The organism is Paenarthrobacter sp. 22069, from assembly GCF_052046035.1.
Taxonomy (GTDB): Bacteria; Actinomycetota; Actinomycetes; order Actinomycetales; family Micrococcaceae; genus Arthrobacter.
In genome coordinates this window covers 59,052-75,882 of record NZ_JBQEQF010000016.1, presented here as the reverse complement: position 1 = coordinate 75,882, position 16,831 = coordinate 59,052, and the positions used below count along the sequence as shown (strand labels likewise).

Annotated in this window: 18 protein-coding genes; 9 read left to right on the top strand and 9 right to left on the bottom strand. The window is 65.9% G+C overall.

Features of this window, described 5'->3' with window-relative positions:
• The first annotated feature begins 54 nt into the window (after positions 1–54).
• Positions 55–210 carry a hypothetical protein gene (locus ACTJK0_RS14330; protein WP_307361608.1) on the top strand — a complete coding sequence of 52 codons (156 nt, stop codon included), beginning with the start codon at positions 55–57 and terminating at the stop codon, positions 208–210.
• Positions 211–260: 50 nt separating this feature from the next.
• Here the strand turns inward: ACTJK0_RS14330 and ACTJK0_RS14325 are convergent, their stop codons facing one another.
• A complete protein-coding gene (locus tag ACTJK0_RS14325) occupies positions 261–902 on the bottom strand; it encodes a DNA alkylation repair protein (protein ID WP_440745647.1) in 642 nt (213 codons plus the stop codon).
• Positions 903–1,480: 578 nt separating this feature from the next.
• Positions 1,481–1,801, bottom strand: coding sequence for a GYD domain-containing protein (locus tag ACTJK0_RS14320; protein WP_141161327.1), 321 nt, complete (start codon positions 1,799–1,801; stop codon positions 1,481–1,483).
• Positions 1,802–2,078: 277 nt separating this feature from the next.
• Here ACTJK0_RS14320 and ACTJK0_RS14315 point away from each other — a divergent pair, with 277 nt between their 5' ends.
• From ACTJK0_RS14315 to ACTJK0_RS14295, 5 genes are all read left to right on the top strand, one after another.
• Positions 2,079–2,396 (top strand): hypothetical protein, encoded by a 318-nt coding sequence (locus ACTJK0_RS14315; protein ID WP_141161328.1) that lies wholly within the window; start codon positions 2,079–2,081, stop codon positions 2,394–2,396.
• A 66-nt stretch (positions 2,397–2,462) separates the two neighbouring features.
• Positions 2,463–5,120 carry a PEP/pyruvate-binding domain-containing protein gene (locus ACTJK0_RS14310; protein ID WP_440745607.1) on the top strand — a complete coding sequence of 886 codons (2,658 nt, stop codon included), beginning with the start codon at positions 2,463–2,465 and terminating at the stop codon, positions 5,118–5,120.
• A 32-nt stretch (positions 5,121–5,152) separates the two neighbouring features.
• Positions 5,153–5,701 carry a hypothetical protein gene (locus tag ACTJK0_RS14305; RefSeq protein ID WP_440745606.1) on the top strand — a complete coding sequence of 183 codons (549 nt, stop codon included), beginning with the start codon at positions 5,153–5,155 and terminating at the stop codon, positions 5,699–5,701.
• 371 nt (positions 5,702–6,072) lie between these two features.
• Complete coding sequence (locus ACTJK0_RS14300) at positions 6,073–6,513, top strand: hypothetical protein (protein ID WP_440745605.1); 441 nt, start codon at positions 6,073–6,075, stop codon at positions 6,511–6,513.
• A 51-nt stretch (positions 6,514–6,564) separates the two neighbouring features.
• Positions 6,565–6,831, top strand: a complete 267-nt coding sequence (locus tag ACTJK0_RS14295) for a hypothetical protein (RefSeq protein ID WP_440745604.1) — start codon at positions 6,565–6,567, stop codon at positions 6,829–6,831.
• Between the two features lie 45 nt (positions 6,832–6,876).
• Here the strand turns inward: ACTJK0_RS14295 and ACTJK0_RS14290 are convergent, their stop codons facing one another.
• A complete protein-coding gene (locus ACTJK0_RS14290; RefSeq protein WP_440745603.1) occupies positions 6,877–7,773 on the bottom strand; it encodes a diacylglycerol/lipid kinase family protein in 897 nt (298 codons plus the stop codon).
• A gap of 156 nt (positions 7,774–7,929) precedes the next feature.
• Here ACTJK0_RS14290 and ACTJK0_RS14285 point away from each other — a divergent pair, with 156 nt between their 5' ends.
• Entirely contained in the window at positions 7,930–8,532 is a 603-nt protein-coding gene (locus tag ACTJK0_RS14285; protein WP_110542600.1) for a TMEM175 family protein, read from the top strand.
• Between the two features lie 32 nt (positions 8,533–8,564).
• Here the strand turns inward: ACTJK0_RS14285 and ACTJK0_RS14280 are convergent, their stop codons facing one another.
• The gene (locus ACTJK0_RS14280) at positions 8,565–8,831 is read right to left on the bottom strand and encodes a hypothetical protein (protein ID WP_110542599.1); all 267 of its coding nucleotides are present in this window, start codon (positions 8,829–8,831) and stop codon (positions 8,565–8,567) included.
• A 130-nt stretch (positions 8,832–8,961) separates the two neighbouring features.
• Positions 8,962–9,822, bottom strand: a complete 861-nt coding sequence (locus ACTJK0_RS14275) for a GmrSD restriction endonuclease domain-containing protein (protein WP_440745602.1) — start codon at positions 9,820–9,822, stop codon at positions 8,962–8,964.
• A gap of 196 nt (positions 9,823–10,018) precedes the next feature.
• On the opposite strand from ACTJK0_RS14275, the gene ACTJK0_RS14270 reads away from it, so the two are divergent.
• Positions 10,019–10,690, top strand: coding sequence for a hypothetical protein (locus tag ACTJK0_RS14270; protein ID WP_440745601.1), 672 nt, complete (start codon positions 10,019–10,021; stop codon positions 10,688–10,690).
• 66 nt (positions 10,691–10,756) lie between these two features.
• Here ACTJK0_RS14270 and ACTJK0_RS14265 read toward each other — a convergent pair whose 3' ends face one another.
• The 4 genes from ACTJK0_RS14265 to ACTJK0_RS14250 all read right to left on the bottom strand — a co-directional run bounded on the left by ACTJK0_RS14265 (position 10,757) and on the right by ACTJK0_RS14250 (position 16,112).
• Complete coding sequence (locus ACTJK0_RS14265; RefSeq protein WP_440745600.1) at positions 10,757–11,779, bottom strand: TerC family protein; 1,023 nt, start codon at positions 11,777–11,779, stop codon at positions 10,757–10,759.
• 226 nt (positions 11,780–12,005) lie between these two features.
• The gene (locus ACTJK0_RS14260; protein ID WP_440745599.1) at positions 12,006–13,832 is read right to left on the bottom strand and encodes a metallophosphoesterase; all 1,827 of its coding nucleotides are present in this window, start codon (positions 13,830–13,832) and stop codon (positions 12,006–12,008) included.
• A 14-nt stretch (positions 13,833–13,846) separates the two neighbouring features.
• Entirely contained in the window at positions 13,847–15,010 is a 1,164-nt protein-coding gene (locus ACTJK0_RS14255; RefSeq protein WP_440745598.1) for a hypothetical protein, read from the bottom strand.
• 232 nt (positions 15,011–15,242) lie between these two features.
• Positions 15,243–16,112: a DUF1295 domain-containing protein gene (locus tag ACTJK0_RS14250; RefSeq protein ID WP_440745646.1), complete on the bottom strand. Its 870-nt coding sequence runs from the start codon at positions 16,110–16,112 to the stop codon at positions 15,243–15,245.
• A 230-nt stretch (positions 16,113–16,342) separates the two neighbouring features.
• On the opposite strand from ACTJK0_RS14250, the gene ACTJK0_RS14245 reads away from it, so the two are divergent.
• Positions 16,343–16,774: a DUF2177 family protein gene (locus ACTJK0_RS14245; protein WP_440745597.1), complete on the top strand. Its 432-nt coding sequence runs from the start codon at positions 16,343–16,345 to the stop codon at positions 16,772–16,774.
• Positions 16,775–16,831 lie beyond the last annotated feature (57 nt).

Genomic DNA, 16,831 nt, shown 5'->3' with positions numbered 1-16,831 from the left:
TTCGTGAGAGGCTGGGAAAAACTCACATTGGGGGAAATTGTGAATGTTGGATGGATGCTGCTTAACGCAGCTGTGCTGATCGTGCCTATCGCCTTGGGCGCCACGCTGCTGTACTGGATCATCCGGCTGGGCGTAAAGCACGGCATGCGCTCGTACTACGCGGACCGAAACCGGGAGACGGCCGTAAATATGCCCAGCGGCGTGGGATAGCCCGCACCTGGCCGGAGGCACCTGCGCACGCGCCGTCGTCGCAAAACCTGCTACTCCCCTTTCCGCCGCACCATCTCGCCGATCCATGCCGGGGCGAACGGCGACGTACACCCCGAGGGCGTCGGGTAATCCTTCAGCACTTCAAGCCGCTCACCGATCGCGGTGGCACGCTTCCGGTAGGCGGCGTGCTCGATCCCGATCTGCGCCAGGCAGGTGTTCATTGCCCACTGCAGCCTGTCCGGGGCGTCCTTCATCTCCGCTTCGATGGTGTCCAGCAGGGCCGGCAGGTCCAGGCCCCCGGGTTTCCTGACCACGCGGTCCGAGGTCAATGCCCATCCGGCGGCAGCCACCGCGGGGTCCGCGTCAGCCAGCCACGCGGTGCGCAATTCCTCACCGTGGGGGCTCTTCTTGACCACATAGTTCACCAGCCAGTCCTGCAGCTTCGGGGCGCGGGCGTCGCGCAGCATCGCATCCAGCTCATCCCTCCGGAACGCCTTGGGGCGGCAAACCAGCAGCGCCAAAAGCCGGGCAGCCGTATCGCCGGTCTCCCACAACCGGACCGACAGGTCCTGCTGGGTTTTCAGCCGCTTCGCGAGCGCGCGCAGCTGGCCGAGGTTCACGCCGTGGTCATCCCCGCGCTTTTCGTTCGCCTCGCGCACCTTTGCATCCTCGAGCTCAGCCAGCTGGGCCATCGCTTCGTCAACGGTCGTGTGCGCCGCAGTGTCCGCCACAACTTCCTCCCCTTGTTGCCTCTTGGTTCAGGGTACGACGACGGCACAGCCTTCCATGGATAGGGCTGGGCGCCCCTCCCGAACCGAGGGAACCACTCAGCCGACCTTCCGCCGCATTGTGGCCACGGCCTAGCCAACGGGACAGGTGGCGTTTTGGCTCAAGATTCCGGCAATTATTCTCCCTGATGGACAAAACCCCTTCCGTACGTCGGCGCGGCTTCCTACAGTGTCCACACACGCCGGACCGGGGGACACCATGAAAAGCCAGGACGCATCACCAGCCCGCAATAGGGATCGGACGACGCCGGAGCCTCCGGGCGCCGCCCACCGGCCCGTTCCCGCTCCCCCAACAAGGCGTCCCACGGCGTCCCAGGCGCCGGTCCCCCGGGTCAGCGGCCGCGAGCGCGAAGTCCAGCAACTGATCTACGATCTCGCCCTCCTCGCCGCCAGGCAGTGTCCGCAGTATGGCACGCAAGCCGGCGCACCGCCGTCGTAATTTNTTTCCGACGGCGGTGCGCCGGCCAACGTGCGTAACTCCCCTACTGTCCCGGTGCCCGGTAGGTCGGGGTCTTCTTCGCGGCTTCGTCCAGGTCCGCCACCGTCAGGAGCGGCTTCAGCCGGACGTTGACGTTCCCCGACGAGTTGATCAGCAGCGACAACGCTGCAGCGCTGGCATCGTCCGGCGCGTCAAAGACGCCCAGGACGTCATAGTAACCAAAGGCGTAGTAGAAGCTTTCCAGCGTCCCGCCCACGGACTTCAGCGCCTCCGTCAGGGCATCGCGCCGCGCGGTACCGCCTTCCTGCATGAGCCCCTTGATGCCCTGGCCCACGTACGTTGCTTCGAACAGATACTTCGGCATGGTCTTTCCCTTTGATGTGTTCTCATACATGCCGGCGCGGAGCGGGCGATGTCAGCAGGGCGCCGTGAGTGGCGCCGGGGGCAGCGGGCACCCGGCACCTGGTTCGGTGGCAACGGGATTCCACGATCGCCGTTACGGCAGAAAGTATTCCTCCCATCCCGGGCAGTCAATATCCCGGGATACCTAACGGCAAAGTGGGGCATTCCTCCCCTTTGCACAGCCCGGTGCCGGGACTAGCCTGACCGGCATCAGCGTCCATCACCGTCAGGAGTCCGTCATGGCCGGGTTTGTGCAGATCATCGAATTCAACAGCTCGCGAATTAACGAGATCGTGGACCTGGGCCGGCCCGCCAGGACCGGGGAAAGCTCGCCTGCAACATTCCGCCGCATCATAGGCGCAGCTGACAGGGACAAGCCCGGGCACTACTTCACCATCGTCGACTTCGATTCCTACGAGTCGGCCATGGAGAACTCGAACAGGCCCGAAACATCGGACTTCGCCGCGAAAATGGCGGAGCTGTGCGACGGGCCGGTGACCTTCCACAACCTCGACGTCATGTGGGAAGACACCGGAACCGATGAGGGCAACGGTTAACTGCGGGAGCGGCGCCTTCGTCCCAGCGAAACGGACGACGGCGGCGGGCATCAGGGAGGGCACGTCATGACCTACGTCATGGACCTGGGCGACGTCGACCGGAACGACATCGCCGGGGCGGGCGGCAAGGCCGTGGGCCTCGGCGGCCTCATCCGGGCCGGGCTGCCGGTCCCGCCGGGGGTGGTCCTCACCACCAACGCCTACGCCGCCTTCGTCGCGGAGAACAAGCTCGGGGAGGCCATCCAGGAGTTGGCCGCGCTCCCGCCTGAAGCGGCGGCGGAAGACTACGAGCACGCCTCCGCCCTCATCCGGACCCTGTTCAGCAAAGGTGCCATGCCCCCACGCATCCGGGCCGAACTCGAGGCCGCCTATGAGCGCCACGGCGGCGGGGACACCGCCCTGTCGGTCCGCTCCTCCGCCACCGCCGAGGACCTCGCCTCCGCCAGCTTCGCCGGGCAGCAGGAAAGCTACCTCAACGTCCGCGGCATGGACGCCCTGGCCAAGGCCGTCATCAACTGCTGGGCCTCCCTTTGGACCGCGCGTGCGATGGCCTACCGCGCACGCGAAGGCATCCCGCCCGCCCAGGTGCGCCTCGCCGTCGTAATCCAGCAAATGGTGGAGGCCCAGGCAGCCGGGGTGATGTTCACTGCCAACCCCTCAAACGGGCGCCGCGACCAGACGGTGATCAGCGCCGCCTGGGGCTTGGGCGAGGCCGTGGTCAGCGGGCAGGTCACCACCGACGACCTGACCGTTGAGACCGGCACGGGCAAAATCCTCACGCGGCAGACTGCCGACAAGGAGCTCATGACCGTACCCACGGAGAACGGGACGGCCGAGGAAAAAGTGGCGGAAGCCCGCCGTCGTGCGCCCGTCCTGGACGATGCCGCGGCGGCTGAACTGGCTGCCCATGGCCAGCGGATCACCGAGCATTTCGGATCCCCGCAGGACATCGAGTGGGCGCGTGCAGGCGGCAGGTTCTTCCTGCTCCAGTCCCGGCCCATCACCGCGCTGCGCGAACCCGCGGGGGACGTCCCGACGGAATGGCCCGTCCCCTACCCCAAGGGCCTCTACTTCCGGGCGAGCATCGTGGAACAGATGCCGGAGCCGCTCTCCCCGCTCTTCGCCGACCTCATCGACGGATCCGTGTCCCGCTCCATCTCGGCCCTAATGAACCAGGCGCTGGGCGGCCACCCCCTGCGCGAGGGCGACGTCCGCTTCCCCACCGTCAACGGCTACGCCTATTACTACTACCGCACCTGGCCCATGCTGCGGATGACGGCCCGGACCGTCCCCGCCATGAGCGGACTGTTCCGCGGCACGGCGCACATGGGGGTGGCGGGCTGGCGCGACTACTCGCATCCGCGCTACGAACGGATCATTAAGGACTGGTCCACGAAGCCGCCGGCCGGGCTTTCCGGAGCCGATCTGCTGGCGGGCGTGCAGGCCCTCCTGGACGCCGGCACCGTGTACTACACTGCGGTGCAGTCCATCATCCCGCTGGCCGACATGAGCGAACTCTCCTTCCGGGGCTTCTACAAGACCGTCCGGCGGCGCGGCGATCCTCCGGCCCAGGAGTTCCTCCTGGGCTTCGACAGCGAACCGATCCGGGCGGAAAAGTCGCTGTACGACCTCGCCGGCTGGGCGCGCAGCGACCCTTCGCTGGTATCCGCCCTGTTGGAAAGTTCGACGGCGGAACTCGCCGAGTGCCTGCGCACCGGTTCCGCGCCGGAGGGTGTGGAGGACGTCCTGTGGCAGGAGTGGCGGATCGCGTTCCAGGAGCATCTGGACCTCTACGGCCACGCGGTCTACAACCTGGACTTCGCCACCCCGGTGCCGGCCGACAACCCGTCCGCCCAGCTGGAGACGGTGAAGTTTTACCTGCGCGGGCAGGGCACCGACCCGCATGAGCGGCAGCGGCTGCTGACCGAGCGCCGGGAGGAACTGACCCGGGACGTCGCCGGCCGGCTGCGTCCCCGGCGTCGGGCACTGTTCCTTCGTCTGCTGAAGTGGGCGCAGGAGACGGCGCCGGTCCGCGAGGACGCGCTCGCCGACGTCGGACTCGCGTGGCCGCTGCTCCGGCGGTTCCTGAGGGAGCTCGGAGGGCGACTGGTGCGCTCGGGCGTCATTACCGCGCCGGACGATGTGTTCTGGCTCCGGTTCTCCGAGCTGCAGGGTGCGGTGGAGTTCGGGCTCGCGGAGCCCGAAGCTGGCATTGCCCTTGCCGGAGCCTCCCGGCCGGTCCGTGCCGCCGCCGTCGAGGAGCGCAGGATGCTGTGGCGCGGCCAGTCCAAGGCGGCGGCGCCGCAGATGCTCCCGCGGAAGGCCTGGATGGAGAAGGCGTTCGGCTCGATGATGCCGGGAGGCCCGCAGCAACAAGCCGGCGGCGTGATCAAAGGCACCGGCGCAAGCTCCGGCCGTGTGACAGCGGCCGCCCGCGTGCTGCGCGGCCCGGAGGATTTCGGCCGGATGCAGCCCGGGGAGGTGCTGGTGGCCCGGATGACCACGCCGGCGTGGACCCCGCTGTTTGCCATGGCCTCGGCGGTGGTGACCGACGTCGGCGGCCCGCTCAGCCACAGTTCGATCGTGGCCCGCGAGTACGGCATTCCAGCGGTCCTGGGTACGGGGGTGGCGACGCAACGGCTTGCCGGCGGGCAGCGGGTGAGCGTTGACGGCGACGCCGGGACGGTCACCATGGAGCATCCATCCACCCCGCTGGATCGTTAGGAAAGAGGGGCCGCGAGGCGCATAGTTGGAAGATGACAGGTCCTTACACCCGGGGCGACTCCTTCAGCAGCGAGGCTTCCCGGAAACACATCAGGCAGGCGCTGGCGGAGTATGGCGCAACGGACGTTGCGTTTACTCAACGGGGGAACCTGAGCGCTGTCGCCTTCAGGGGTGACGGAAGGCAGTTCCGCATTGTCATGCCGTTGCTGCAGTCAGAAGGCGCCCTGGAAATCAAGGGGGACGTCGCGGACAGCCGGCGCCGCGAAGCGAACGCCAAGATCCTGGAGCGGGCCAACCGCAAATCCTGGCACGCCCTGGCCCTGTCCATTGACGCCAAGCTGGGAGCAGCGGCAGCCGGTATAGCCACCCTGGAATCGGAGTTCCTGGCCCACGTGGTCCTCCCCGGAAACCACACCGTGTTTGACGAAATCGAGCCAGTCATCGACCTTGCCTACCGGTCCGGCCAGCGCCCGTCATTCGGCGGCCCGGATCCCGCCGCGCACCCCAGGGAACCGCAGATCCCCGCTGAGTTCCCGCCGCTTCGGGCTGTTCCTTCCCCCACGGCCTTCCGCCGGAGTTAGGCGCCAAGGCTCCGGAAGCGGACGGCTCCGGCATGGCCGCGAAGCCGCATGCAGCCGCGCCGTCCGGGGGTTGCCAATAGGCGTAGACTCAAAGTATCTCGGGACACCGTGACTGGATATCCGGCGTCCCGAAAACGAGTTCGATTCCTTGCAGCCCTCCCGGGCTGCCGACCAGCGCCGTATCGAATAACTTCGACGCCGGCGCTGCAGGGAATTGTGACGACGAGGGCGGCCAAGAGCGAACCACGGCCCAAACGGCATCCGACCGTTCCCTCCCCGCAGCCGACCCGGGCCCGGGTCCCCTGCCCCTTTCACGCCGGCCCGTATAACGGACTCCGGCAGTGCATTTTCCAGAACGCTGGTAGAACACCATGACCACCATCCAAGACTTCGCCGTCCGCGCCGACTCGACGCTAGCCCTTAGCGAAGTCCTCGCGTCCGCGCTTCCGCATGACCTGGGCACCGCGCAGGGCCCCACGCGCTACACCGTCCCGGTGGTCTTCTCCCGCCGGCCGCAACCGCGCGAGATCGATCTTCTGCACGGCCCCGGCACCAAGCAGCGGCTCGCCGAGGCCGGGTACAGCGACGTGGACCTCCTTGTCTCCGACCGCCGCCTCCTGGTGAGCAACACTAACTTGGCAGACCTCAAATCGGGGCTGGCCCACCTCCTGGGTTCGATCCTGCGTGACATCTCGGCGCAGGCCTCCCAGGAACGCACCGACCGGGCCGAAGAACTGGAAGCCCTGGGACAGGTTGAGGAACAGCGTCTTGAGTCGCTCCGCCAAGCCGCGGCCGACATCCACTTCGACTAAGCCGTTCCGCCAACCGCCCACCCATGAACCACAGCCCGCGAAAGGCACACCATGACCGATTTGAGCATCCGAGACCAGTGGAACCGGCTTCCTTCCCCTGTAACGCAGTGGCTGATGGAAAACCCCGGCTGCATGATCCTTCCGCGGACACTCTCCGCTCAAATCAGTGCAGCCACAGGCGAGGAGACCAACGGCGATCCGCACGGCGAAACCACCCTTAGCCAGGAGGACGTGGACTTCGTCCGGATGAAGTCCCAGGAGGCCGCGCCCGGACAGCCGGATCCGGGTTACACGTTCTTCGATTCAGTTCAGCCGTAGGAACGCCCCGCCGGAAAGCGGGCCCCCCCTTCCCGGGACGCGAAATCAAATGGTCGCCAGGGCGCCCTTGGCGCTGTCCACCCGGACGTGGGCGCCGGCCTGGAGGTGGACCACCTCGCCGTCGATCTGGCAGGGAACGGCGTTGCGCGTGGAAAACGCATAGCTTGTGACGCTGGGCTGATGCCCCAGTCCCAGCGTCACGGCGCGGAGCGTCATCAGTGCCATCTTCATGAGCCCGGCATGGGGCAGCGTCACCACCTCAAAGCGGCCGTCATCCGGGCGCTGTGACTCGCTGACCGTTCCATATTTCGCCATGCGTGAGATGTTGGCCAGGATCAGGCTGTCGAACTTGGCGGTTGCCCCGTCGTCGCGCACCAGTTCGAACGGCTTGAGCCGGGAAAGCGTCCGGGCAACGGAAACAAGTTCGAGGACTTTTCCCTTGCCGCCCTGTTCGATGCCGATGGCCATCAGCGGGGTGAGTCCGAAGCCGATGTAAGAGTGCGCGTACTGGACCTGCTCCCTGCCTCCTGAACGGAACGTTACCCGCAGCAGGTCGATGTGCCGGACCCCGCCCGCCCCAACGGCGTCAGCGAAAGACCGCGCGGGCCGGCTCCGGAAGTGGTCGTTGGCGTTCCCAGCGGGCACCACGGTGCACACCGCGTTGCTGCCGGCAACGGCCATTACGCCGTTGACCACCTCGTTGTACCCGCCATCCCCACTGACTGACACCATAAGCGGTATACCCCGGCCGGCTTCGGCCCTCGCAAGCTCACGGGCGTGCCCGGCGTATTCCGTCGGCAACAGCTCAACGGGCAGGCCAGGCAGGTCCATCGCCAGCTCCCGCTGGAGGGCCTCGATCCGCTCGCCCATTCCGGCCCTGCCCGGATTGAAGATCAGGACGGCGCGGTCGAAGGGTGCCACGGGTGTTCGGTCATCTGCCAAGGCGTGTCCCTTCATCCGGTTACTGGTGTGTCCGGTTCCAGCCTAGCCGGGGCCGCGACCGCCCACGGCGGCCGGCAGGTCACGGTGGACGGCGGCGCGGGAACGGCCACCGTTGGGTGATGCCCGGATCCGGGGACTTGGGCGCATGATATTCGGGTGAACAAGAACCGGCTTGAAGCCTTCAGCGACGGCGTATTGGCCATCATCATCACCATCATGGTCCTGGAACTGCATACGCCGGAGGAACCAACGTGGGAGGGCGTTGCCGCCATCGTCCCGACGCTTTTCACTTATCTCCTGAGCTTCGTCTATGTGGGGATCTACTGGAACAACCACCACCACATGATCCACCTGGCGAGCAGGGTGAACGGGTCCATCCTCTGGGCCAACCTTCACCTGCTGTTCTGGCTGTCCCTGTTCCCGTTCACCACCCGGTGGATGGACGAGTCCGGCTTCATGCAGGTCCCCGTGCTGCTGTACGGCATCAACCTGCTGTGCGCCGCGATCGCGTACTTCATCCTGGAACGTCGGTTGATCGCGGCGCAGGGCAGGGACGGGGCACTCGCCCAGGCCGTGGGCCGGGACTGGAAGGGCAAGGCGTCGCCCGTGATCTACCTGGCCGGGATCGCGCTCACCCTGGTCCAGCCGCTGCTCGGGATCGCCGTGTTCACCATCGTGGCGCTGATCTGGCTCGTTCCGGACCGCCGCGTGGAACACTTCGTCGCCACGGCCCACGAAACCGGCAGCAATGCCACCTGAATGAATTCCTTGCTGCCCCGGGCCAGGGCCGACTACTCCCCCATGCCTGGATTCACGGGAACGAAATCGACCTTGTTGCCGGAGTTGGTCCGGGCCGCCGGGGTGCGGTTGAACCCCCGCGCGTCAAGTCCGTTCCTGGCGCGGAACTCGGCGAGCGCAGCGTCGTAGGCGTTGTTCAGGATCTTGCCGGAGAACTCACCGGTGCTGCCGTCGTTGAAGGCGATGCGGATCCGGGCGGTGGCCGGGTAATGCCGGGTCATGCGGATGAAGCCGTCGGCGTCCTGCTGGAGGGTGATCACGGGATCCTGCTTTCGTTGGGGAGCAACCTCAAGTGTGCCGCACATGCCGTGAAAACCCCTTGCCGGGCATTGCCATGCTTGGCAGCGGGGATAACAGGGCGCCCCCGCTTCCCCCAGGTTCCGGCCCCGGCTACCCCTCGCAGGCCACCCCGTCGCCGTCGCCGTCCAGACCCTGGCGGTACCCGGGACTGCCGGCGTAAAGGGGCGCGGCTCCGGCGGCGGCCACCTCTGTGCAGTTGGCGTAGTAGACAACGGTGGCAGCAGTTGCCGGCTGCACAGTGGCCGGCGCAATCTGTCCGGGGCAACCTGCCAGGATGCCGGCGATGGCGTCGTGCTCCGCTTGCGTCACCCACAGGCTGTAGCGCGCCTTCACCGAAACCTGCCGTGCCACGTACTCGCAGCGGAAGCCCTTGGCCGGCGGCAGCCAGGTGGCGGCGTCGCCGTCGCCCTTTTGCTGGTTGGTGGGCCCGTCCGTGGCCTGGAGGTTCAGCGGATCATTCGCGAATGCCGTCCGCTGCTCCGTGGTCAGCTGCTGCGCCCCCTTCTGCCAGGCGTCGCTCAGTGCCACCACGTGGTCAATCTGCACGGCGCTGCTGGTGGTGGTGCCGCGGACAAAGTTGATGACGGTGCCGGTGTAAGGGTCTGCGAGCACTCCCGTCTTGACCGTGCAGGGAACGCTGTTGACGTAGGTGATGTCCGTCAGGTCCCGGTTGAGGATGTCGTTGCGGGTGTCGCAGCCGTTCTGGTCCACGTCCGCCCACGTTGCGCCGAACAGCGAGCGCTCGTACCCCGTCTTCGGTGCCCGGCCCTTGACCGGAAGGGTCTCCAGCAGGTCAGCGGCCTGGACTGTTCCCGGCTCCGCGGTGGTGCTGTCCGCCACAGCCGGCAGGCTCGCACCGAAGAGCGCCAGCACAGCGGAGAGGACGACGGCGACCGGCCAGCGGTTAGCGGACGCGGACTTGGTGTTGGGCAAGGATGTGTAGCTGGACATTGCAGGTTCCCCAGGTTGTGCAAGACGGGTGAAGGGCGTCAGCCCCCAATCGCGCTGACGCCGAGCAAGAGCCTAGCGGCGGCACATCCCCTAAGTGGCCGGTTCCGGCGGAGCTGGCGCAATCCTTCTCGAGTCCTGCGTTGATCCTGCGGGTGACTGCCGATCCGGGGAAGCTGGATGGCTTCATAATCAACTGGTGGTCACCATTTACAAAATTCTTTATAACCTCCTATTTGTTGCCGGGTATCTAGCGACAACGGTTTTGGCTGCCGTTATCGGCCACTTTGGCCGGCAAGATATCGGATTTGGAATCTTTGCGGCTGCCACCGCTCTGCATCTACTGCTCCTTATCGTTGGATCCGTCATAACCGGAAGAAGCAGGGAGGCGGTGCTTGCCGCGCAGGAAACGAGCGCCATTGCCGTGAATGGGCCAGTAAAGATTCAAAGCGTGCGAGCCTCTGCTTCCTACCAATACGACGCCCGCACCGTCTGGTCAGTAATCCGGCCAGCTGAGAGTGCTGTGCTGCTCTCCGACGCGAAGCACGCCTTTACCGTTCCAGGAACGCCATCTGGTATCGGGGAGCAACAATGCTTTATAAGTCATGACGGTTCCGTCTCCATTATCGAGGTCATTGGCGAGGACAGTCCCTGGTGGGCAACGACAAGGCCAATTGCCAACGACGAAGGCAACCAGCGTTTCACTTATCGGCTGGAACCGACGGCTACCGGCTGTACCCTGACAATGGGCGCCATTCTTGAACTTCCCGCAAATGCAACTTTCGCGGCTGACCCAAACGTCTGGTGGGAGAACCATTCAAGGTCATACCTGAACCGAATTCAGGAAGTTCTTTCGGCACGGCCAAACTAGCACCGCTACGACGCATCAAGAATCGGCGGCGGCACCCAAACCGGGTGCCGCCGTCGTATGTCCTGCTTACCGGGCCCGATCACGCGTGCTGGCTTCGCGGTGGACCCCGGGGCCTCCGCTGCCGGGACGGCCGCCACGGGTCTTGGCCAGGCTGGCCACCGTGGCTACCAGGATGGTGGCGGCGATGAACAGCAGGGAGAACCAGATGGGGATCTCGGGCACCCAGAGGAGCGGCTGGCCGCCGTTGATGAAGGCGAGCTCGTTGACGTGCAGGGCGTGGAAGACCAGCTTCACACCGATGAACGCAAGGATGACGGCCAGCCCCTGGGCGAGGTACACCAGGCGTTCCAGCAGTCCGCCGATGAGGAAGAACAGCTGCCGCAGGCCCATGAGGGCGAACGCGTTGGCGGTGAAGACGATGTAGGCCTCGCTGGTCAGGCCGTAGATCGCCGGGATCGAGTCGACGGCGAAGATCAGGTCCACGAAGCCGATGGCGATGATGGTGAGCAGCATCGGCGTCACGAAGCGCTTGCCGTCCTGCTTCACGGTAAGCCGGTCCCGGTGGTACTCCGGGGTGACCGGCAGGACGCGGCGCACCAGCTTCATGAACCTGCCGTGCGCCGGGTTGGCGTCGTGGCCGCCGAAGGCCTGCCGGTACGCGAGGAACAGCAGCAGCGCGCCGAAGATGTAGAACACCCAGGAGAAGTTTTCGATCAGGGTGGCCCCGATGGCTATGAACCCGCCGCGGAGGATGAGGGCGATGATGATGCCCACCATGAGCACCTTCTGCTGGTACTTCCTGGGGACGGCGAACCCTGTCATCACGATGAGGAAGACGAACAGGTTGTCCACGGACAGCGCTTTTTCGGTGAGGTAGCCGGCGAAGTACTCACCGCCGAACCTCCATCCCGAGACCATGCCGATCCCGACGCCGAACAGAAGCGCGAGCCCGATGTAGAAGGCCGACCAGCGGGCGGACTCACCGATGGACGGTTCGTGGGGTTTGCGGACGTGGGCAAAGAACTCGTAAACGAAGAACAGGATGGTCACGGCGATGCTGATGATCCAGGCGAGGGGCGTTACCTGCATGGCGGGCACTCCAAAGGGGTAGGCGTTGACGTGTACGCCAAGGTCTCCTCCGCCCGGCTGGAACCGGAGCCGGTGGCCCGGGATGCATCGCTGCAATCCGTATTGACGGGCCACTCACAGTTGGGAGTACTCCCCTTGATGGGTTAAATCGTAGCTGATCAACGTTCGACGGCGGCACCCGGTTCCGGATGCCGCCGTCGAAATCCCGCCGAAGAACGCTACGCCATTAACCTGCCGGCCGCACCACGATCGCCGAGCCGCACTGGTTGATGACTGCGCCCGAGCTGGACGCCGCCGTGGCCGTCTTGGTGCCGGTTGCGGACGTGTCGGTCAGCGCCAGGGAGTCCACTTCGAGCGCCGCGTTCGACTTGGACGCAATGTTCGACGTCGACTCGCCCAGCTCAGTCATCCCCGCCGGCGGGGAGAACAGCGTGGTGGCCGAGTTGGTGGCGTTCCTCACGCCATGGGCTGTCAGCAACAACGCTCCTGGTGTCACCGGCGTGATGGACGGAGCCCGCACATCCGGGTAGGCCACCCCGCTGTTGGTGTCAGTGACTGGTGTGACGTCCAGTGGCGTGGTGGTGTTGGCACCCTGCACTGCAACTGTCGACCAGGCATACCTGGAAGCGGGCTCGGCAACGCTCGGCGCCGTGTCCCCGGCCTGCATCACCCGGTACCAGACCGCCTGGTGCGCGGAGGTGGACCCGGCGCTGGTGAAGTCACCCACTGCCTTTGTCCACCCCGCGGGAGCGGTGGTGTTGGCCGATCCGGCCACCGTCACCTGCGAGTACAGGAAGACCGTGTCGCCGGGTTGCCAGCCAGCAGGCAGCGACGTTGTGTACGAACCGGTAGCCGTCAGCTCCCCTGCCCCGCTTGCCGACGACCGGACCGACACTGCCGTTGTTGGCGGCGGCGGAGCCGTTGTTGTAGTCGGCGGAGGAGCAGTTGTTGTGGTTGTAGGCGGCGGTGTTGGTGTTGCCGTCGCTGTTGCTGTTGGTGTCGCCGTCGGAGTTGGTGACGGTGCCGACGCACGGGTGATGGTGAACTTATCTGCATAGGTTCCGCCGGAAGCCCGGACGAATGAACCGGTCAAAGTAGTGCTTGTCACCGACACGTTCAGGAAGCCGTACGTGGGGTTGTTGTTGCTCCCCATGAAGCTCTGGAAGTACGGGGCCGTAGTGGTGTTGCTTTCACTGTTGATCGACCTGCCGCCAGAACCCACTGTGGCCAGGATGGTGCCGGTGCCGGCGGCGAACTGCCCGTTCGCGTTCGTGTCTGCCACACAGTCCGGGTTGAAGCTGCTGACCGGGATGGCCGTGCAGCTGCCCTTGAGCGCGAGCGGGTAGCTGCGCGCGTACGCGTGGTCATGCGCCTGCAAGTACAGGTCCACCTTCTTGGACACGAGCATGTTCATCAAGTCCGGGCTCGCAGCGCAGGGGTAGTTGACCATCGACAGGCAGTACATGTGCATGCCCACCACAACAAACGGGATCCCGGCAGCGCGTGCCGAGTCGATTGCGGAGGTCACGAACTTGTAGCCCTGGGTGCCGGATTTGTAGGACCAGTCAAGGCCGCTGCCGCTGTACGTCAGCTTCGGGGACACCATGATCAGCCGTACCAGCGGGCTGCTGGCCGGGTAGTCGGTGTAGAACTGCTGGGCGTAGTTGCCCACCGAGCCGAGCTGGTCCGGCAGGCACGAGGCGAAGTTTGACCACACGCCGTCGGGACCATCATCCTCGTGATTCCCCGTGATGAATTCGTACGGCATGGATCCCGCATGCTGCTTGACGAACGAGCACCAGGCCGATTCCGGAGTGATCTGGGAGTAGGACAGATCACCAAGGTTGAAGAATGCCGAAGTTCCGGCGTTGCGTGCCGCATCAATCACCTTGCCGGTCACCGTGTTGCCGCCGGTGTCACCGGCGAACCCCAGGCTCACCGACGTTGCGGCCGCGGCCTGCGAGCCATTCGGCGGGCTAAGGACGTCAACATTGGCGACCACGAGGGCCGTGCCGAGCAGGACGGCCAGCACCGCAGCTACTGGATGGCGCATGCGCCCCTGGCCTTTCACTTGCAGCTCCATTCGGTTGCGCGGCGCAGCCCGTTATCGGCTGCGGAGAAGCCAATGACAACGGCGTTGGCTCCCTGGCCTGAAACCGAGGTCGCGGACCCGGACACGCCGGTGAACTGGGCATCGGACCCCGGTGGCAGGATCCGTGCGCTCTTGCCGATCCAGATCACCGCCTGCGGCCGCGACCCGCGGACGGAGGACGAACTGCCTGCTCCCACCGTCACGCCTGCAATGGCCGACGCCGCGCTGGACGTTGCACCGGCAGCGGCTGCACCGACGTCGGTGACGGCACCGGTCGCAGCCCAGGCCACGGCGTGCGTTCCGTCAGCCACGCCACTCTGGCCGACTGCCTGCCCCGTTGAATCAATCCCGAGTACCACACCGCCCTTGCCGCTCAGGGTGGGCAGTGCCTTCGGAGAACCGTCCGGCGCCCAGAGGACCGGAGTGGCGTCATCCCCAAGGGCCACCCCGCCGGCCGTACCGTCCGGGCCGACCGCGAAGGCATGTCCGCCCCTCGCCCCGGCAGGCAGTGCGAGCTCGTGGGGTGCCGTGGTCACGGAAGGCCAAACGGCGGGGTGCTCATCTTCGTCAGCGCCCGGACCATCCGAATGTTCCTCGTCGGCGACCAGCGCCCCGGCAACGACGCCATTGTCAGACACTGCCGACGGTATCGCTATGTCTCCGGGTTTGACCGGGAGTGGATGGTACTGCCCGTCCTGCCACCACCAGCCCACCAGCACCTCGTTGGCGGCGTCATACCCCGTGCCGACGACGACTCCTGACGCGTTAACCGACGCCGGGGCCGGGGCCTGGAGTGGAATCGCAATCTGCGTGGGCTGACCGTTCCGCCAGAGCACCGGCACAGACTCGCCGGCGGCGTTATCGGCGAGGCCGACCACCAGGCCGTTGCTGCTCGAGGCGACGGCGTTGCTGCCCCGGCCGCCGAGTCCGGGAAGGAGTAGCGGGGTGCAGTTCGTGGCCGCGGGCAGATCAGGACCGGCCGCTGTCGCAGCAACAGGCAACATCACCATGCCGCCCTCAGCCGCCAGCACGAGGGCCGTCAGCAGCGCCCCGGGCCGCACGTCCCTGGATTTGCCCAGCCGAAATGGCGTGCTTCCGCTGTCGGATGAAGCCTTGTTGAAAAATCCGTACTTTGCCAATGTTGCTCCCCCGGAGTTGAACTCCAATGTCCCCAGCAGCATCTGCAGCGCAAACGCATTTGCTTAACGGCACTGTCTTTCGAGGCTAGATCCGGGGCAGGCGGGAGTCACGAGTACCCGATACCTGCTTCCCCTAATAGGGGGTACTTGGGGGCCTCCCGCTTAGCCGGAACAAAGGACGACGCCGGCACCCACCCGGGGTGCCGGCGTCGTCCGTCCTGCCTGGAAAGCCCTACTTCAGCCTGGGCACCAGCACAGGCGTGTTCTTCTTGTAGGCCTCGTAGTCAGGCTGGCCGCCCCACTTCTTGTCGGCCTTTTTCTCCAGCGGCGGCACCCCACTGCCCTTGGTGAGCAGCAGGGCAACGAAAACCGGTGAGATGAGGGCCGCCCACTGCCAGCCCTGGAGGACCGGGAGGGCGATGATGGCCACGCCCACCCACAGCGTAATTTCGCCGAAGTAGTTGGGGTGGCGGGACTTTGACCAGAGGCCGGTGCTGATGAAGCGGCCCTTGTTGGCGGTGTCGTCCTTGAAGCGGTTCTTCTGCAGGTCCGCCACGGTCTCGATGCTGATGCCCACGGCCCAGACCAGCAGGCCCACCCAGAAGAATGCGTCCAGGCCCACCTTCCTGTCCGACGTAATGGCCACCCATGCGAGCGCGGCGGTGAGTACCACCCACAGGCCCTGGATGGTCCACGTGTTCAGGAAACGGAAGAAGTCGGGCTTCAGCTCATCGAAGCGGTCGTCCTTCCCGTGCTTACTGATCCGCAGGAACAGGAAGCTGCCAAGCCGGGCCGCCCACAGCACCACCATGGCCGCCAGCAGCATCCCGCGGGCGTCGATGCCCGGGGAGGCCAGGACCAGGAACACTGTGATGGAGATGTATGTCAGGGCGCCGGTGAGGTCGTAGAACTTCTCCGTCTGCGCCTTGTAGGAGGGGATGAACACCAGCCACTGGATCACGAACGCTATGGCGACACCCAGCGCGAACACCGGGAACCCGCCGATCCTGGCTCCGCCCTGGCTCCCCGCCACGGCGATGAGCACCGCCACCACCACGGCAATGACAGTACTGATGAGCGCCTTGCGGCTCTTTTCGTTCACGGACACGTCCCTTTCGCAGCCGGCCGCGCGCTGCTGCACGGCCGGTTCCTGCCGCGCCCCACGGGCACGGTTGTACCAACATCAAACTCAGCCGCGTTGGCCTCGTCCACTTAGTCTTCGGAGCGGACCGGGGAAGGTATGGGTCGCGCGCCCCCTTTGGGCCAGTCCGGGCAGGGCATCAGCAACGAACTGCTTCAGACCGCTTTATACGCTGCCCCAAGGAGCCCTGCATGAGTCCCCGCACCAGGAACTGGCTGACCGCCTACATTGTGACCGCGTTGTTCTTTGCGGTGCTGGACGTTGCCTGGATCCTGCTGGTGGCCAACCCGCTCTACCAGAGCCAGATCGGCGGCCTCCTGGCGCCCAAGGCCAACCTGCCGGGCGCGGTGCTGTTCTACGTCATCTTCGTGGCCGGCATGGTGCACTACGGTGTCCGGCCCAACCACCCGGACCTGGCGACCCGGCAGCGAGTTGGCCGTGCTGCAATGTTCGGGTTCTTCACCTACGCCACCTGGGCGCTGACCGGGTTCGCCGTGCTCAAGGACTTCACGGCCCTGGTGGCGGTAACGGACATCCTCTGGGGCGCCGCGGCCTGCAGCCTGGTCACCTGGATATCGGCCGGCATCCTGCGCCGGCGGATCATGAAGCCGGCGGCGGCCTGAAGTCGCTCACCCGCTATAAAACCCCGCGTACGGACTGGCCCAGTTTTCGGGGCGGAT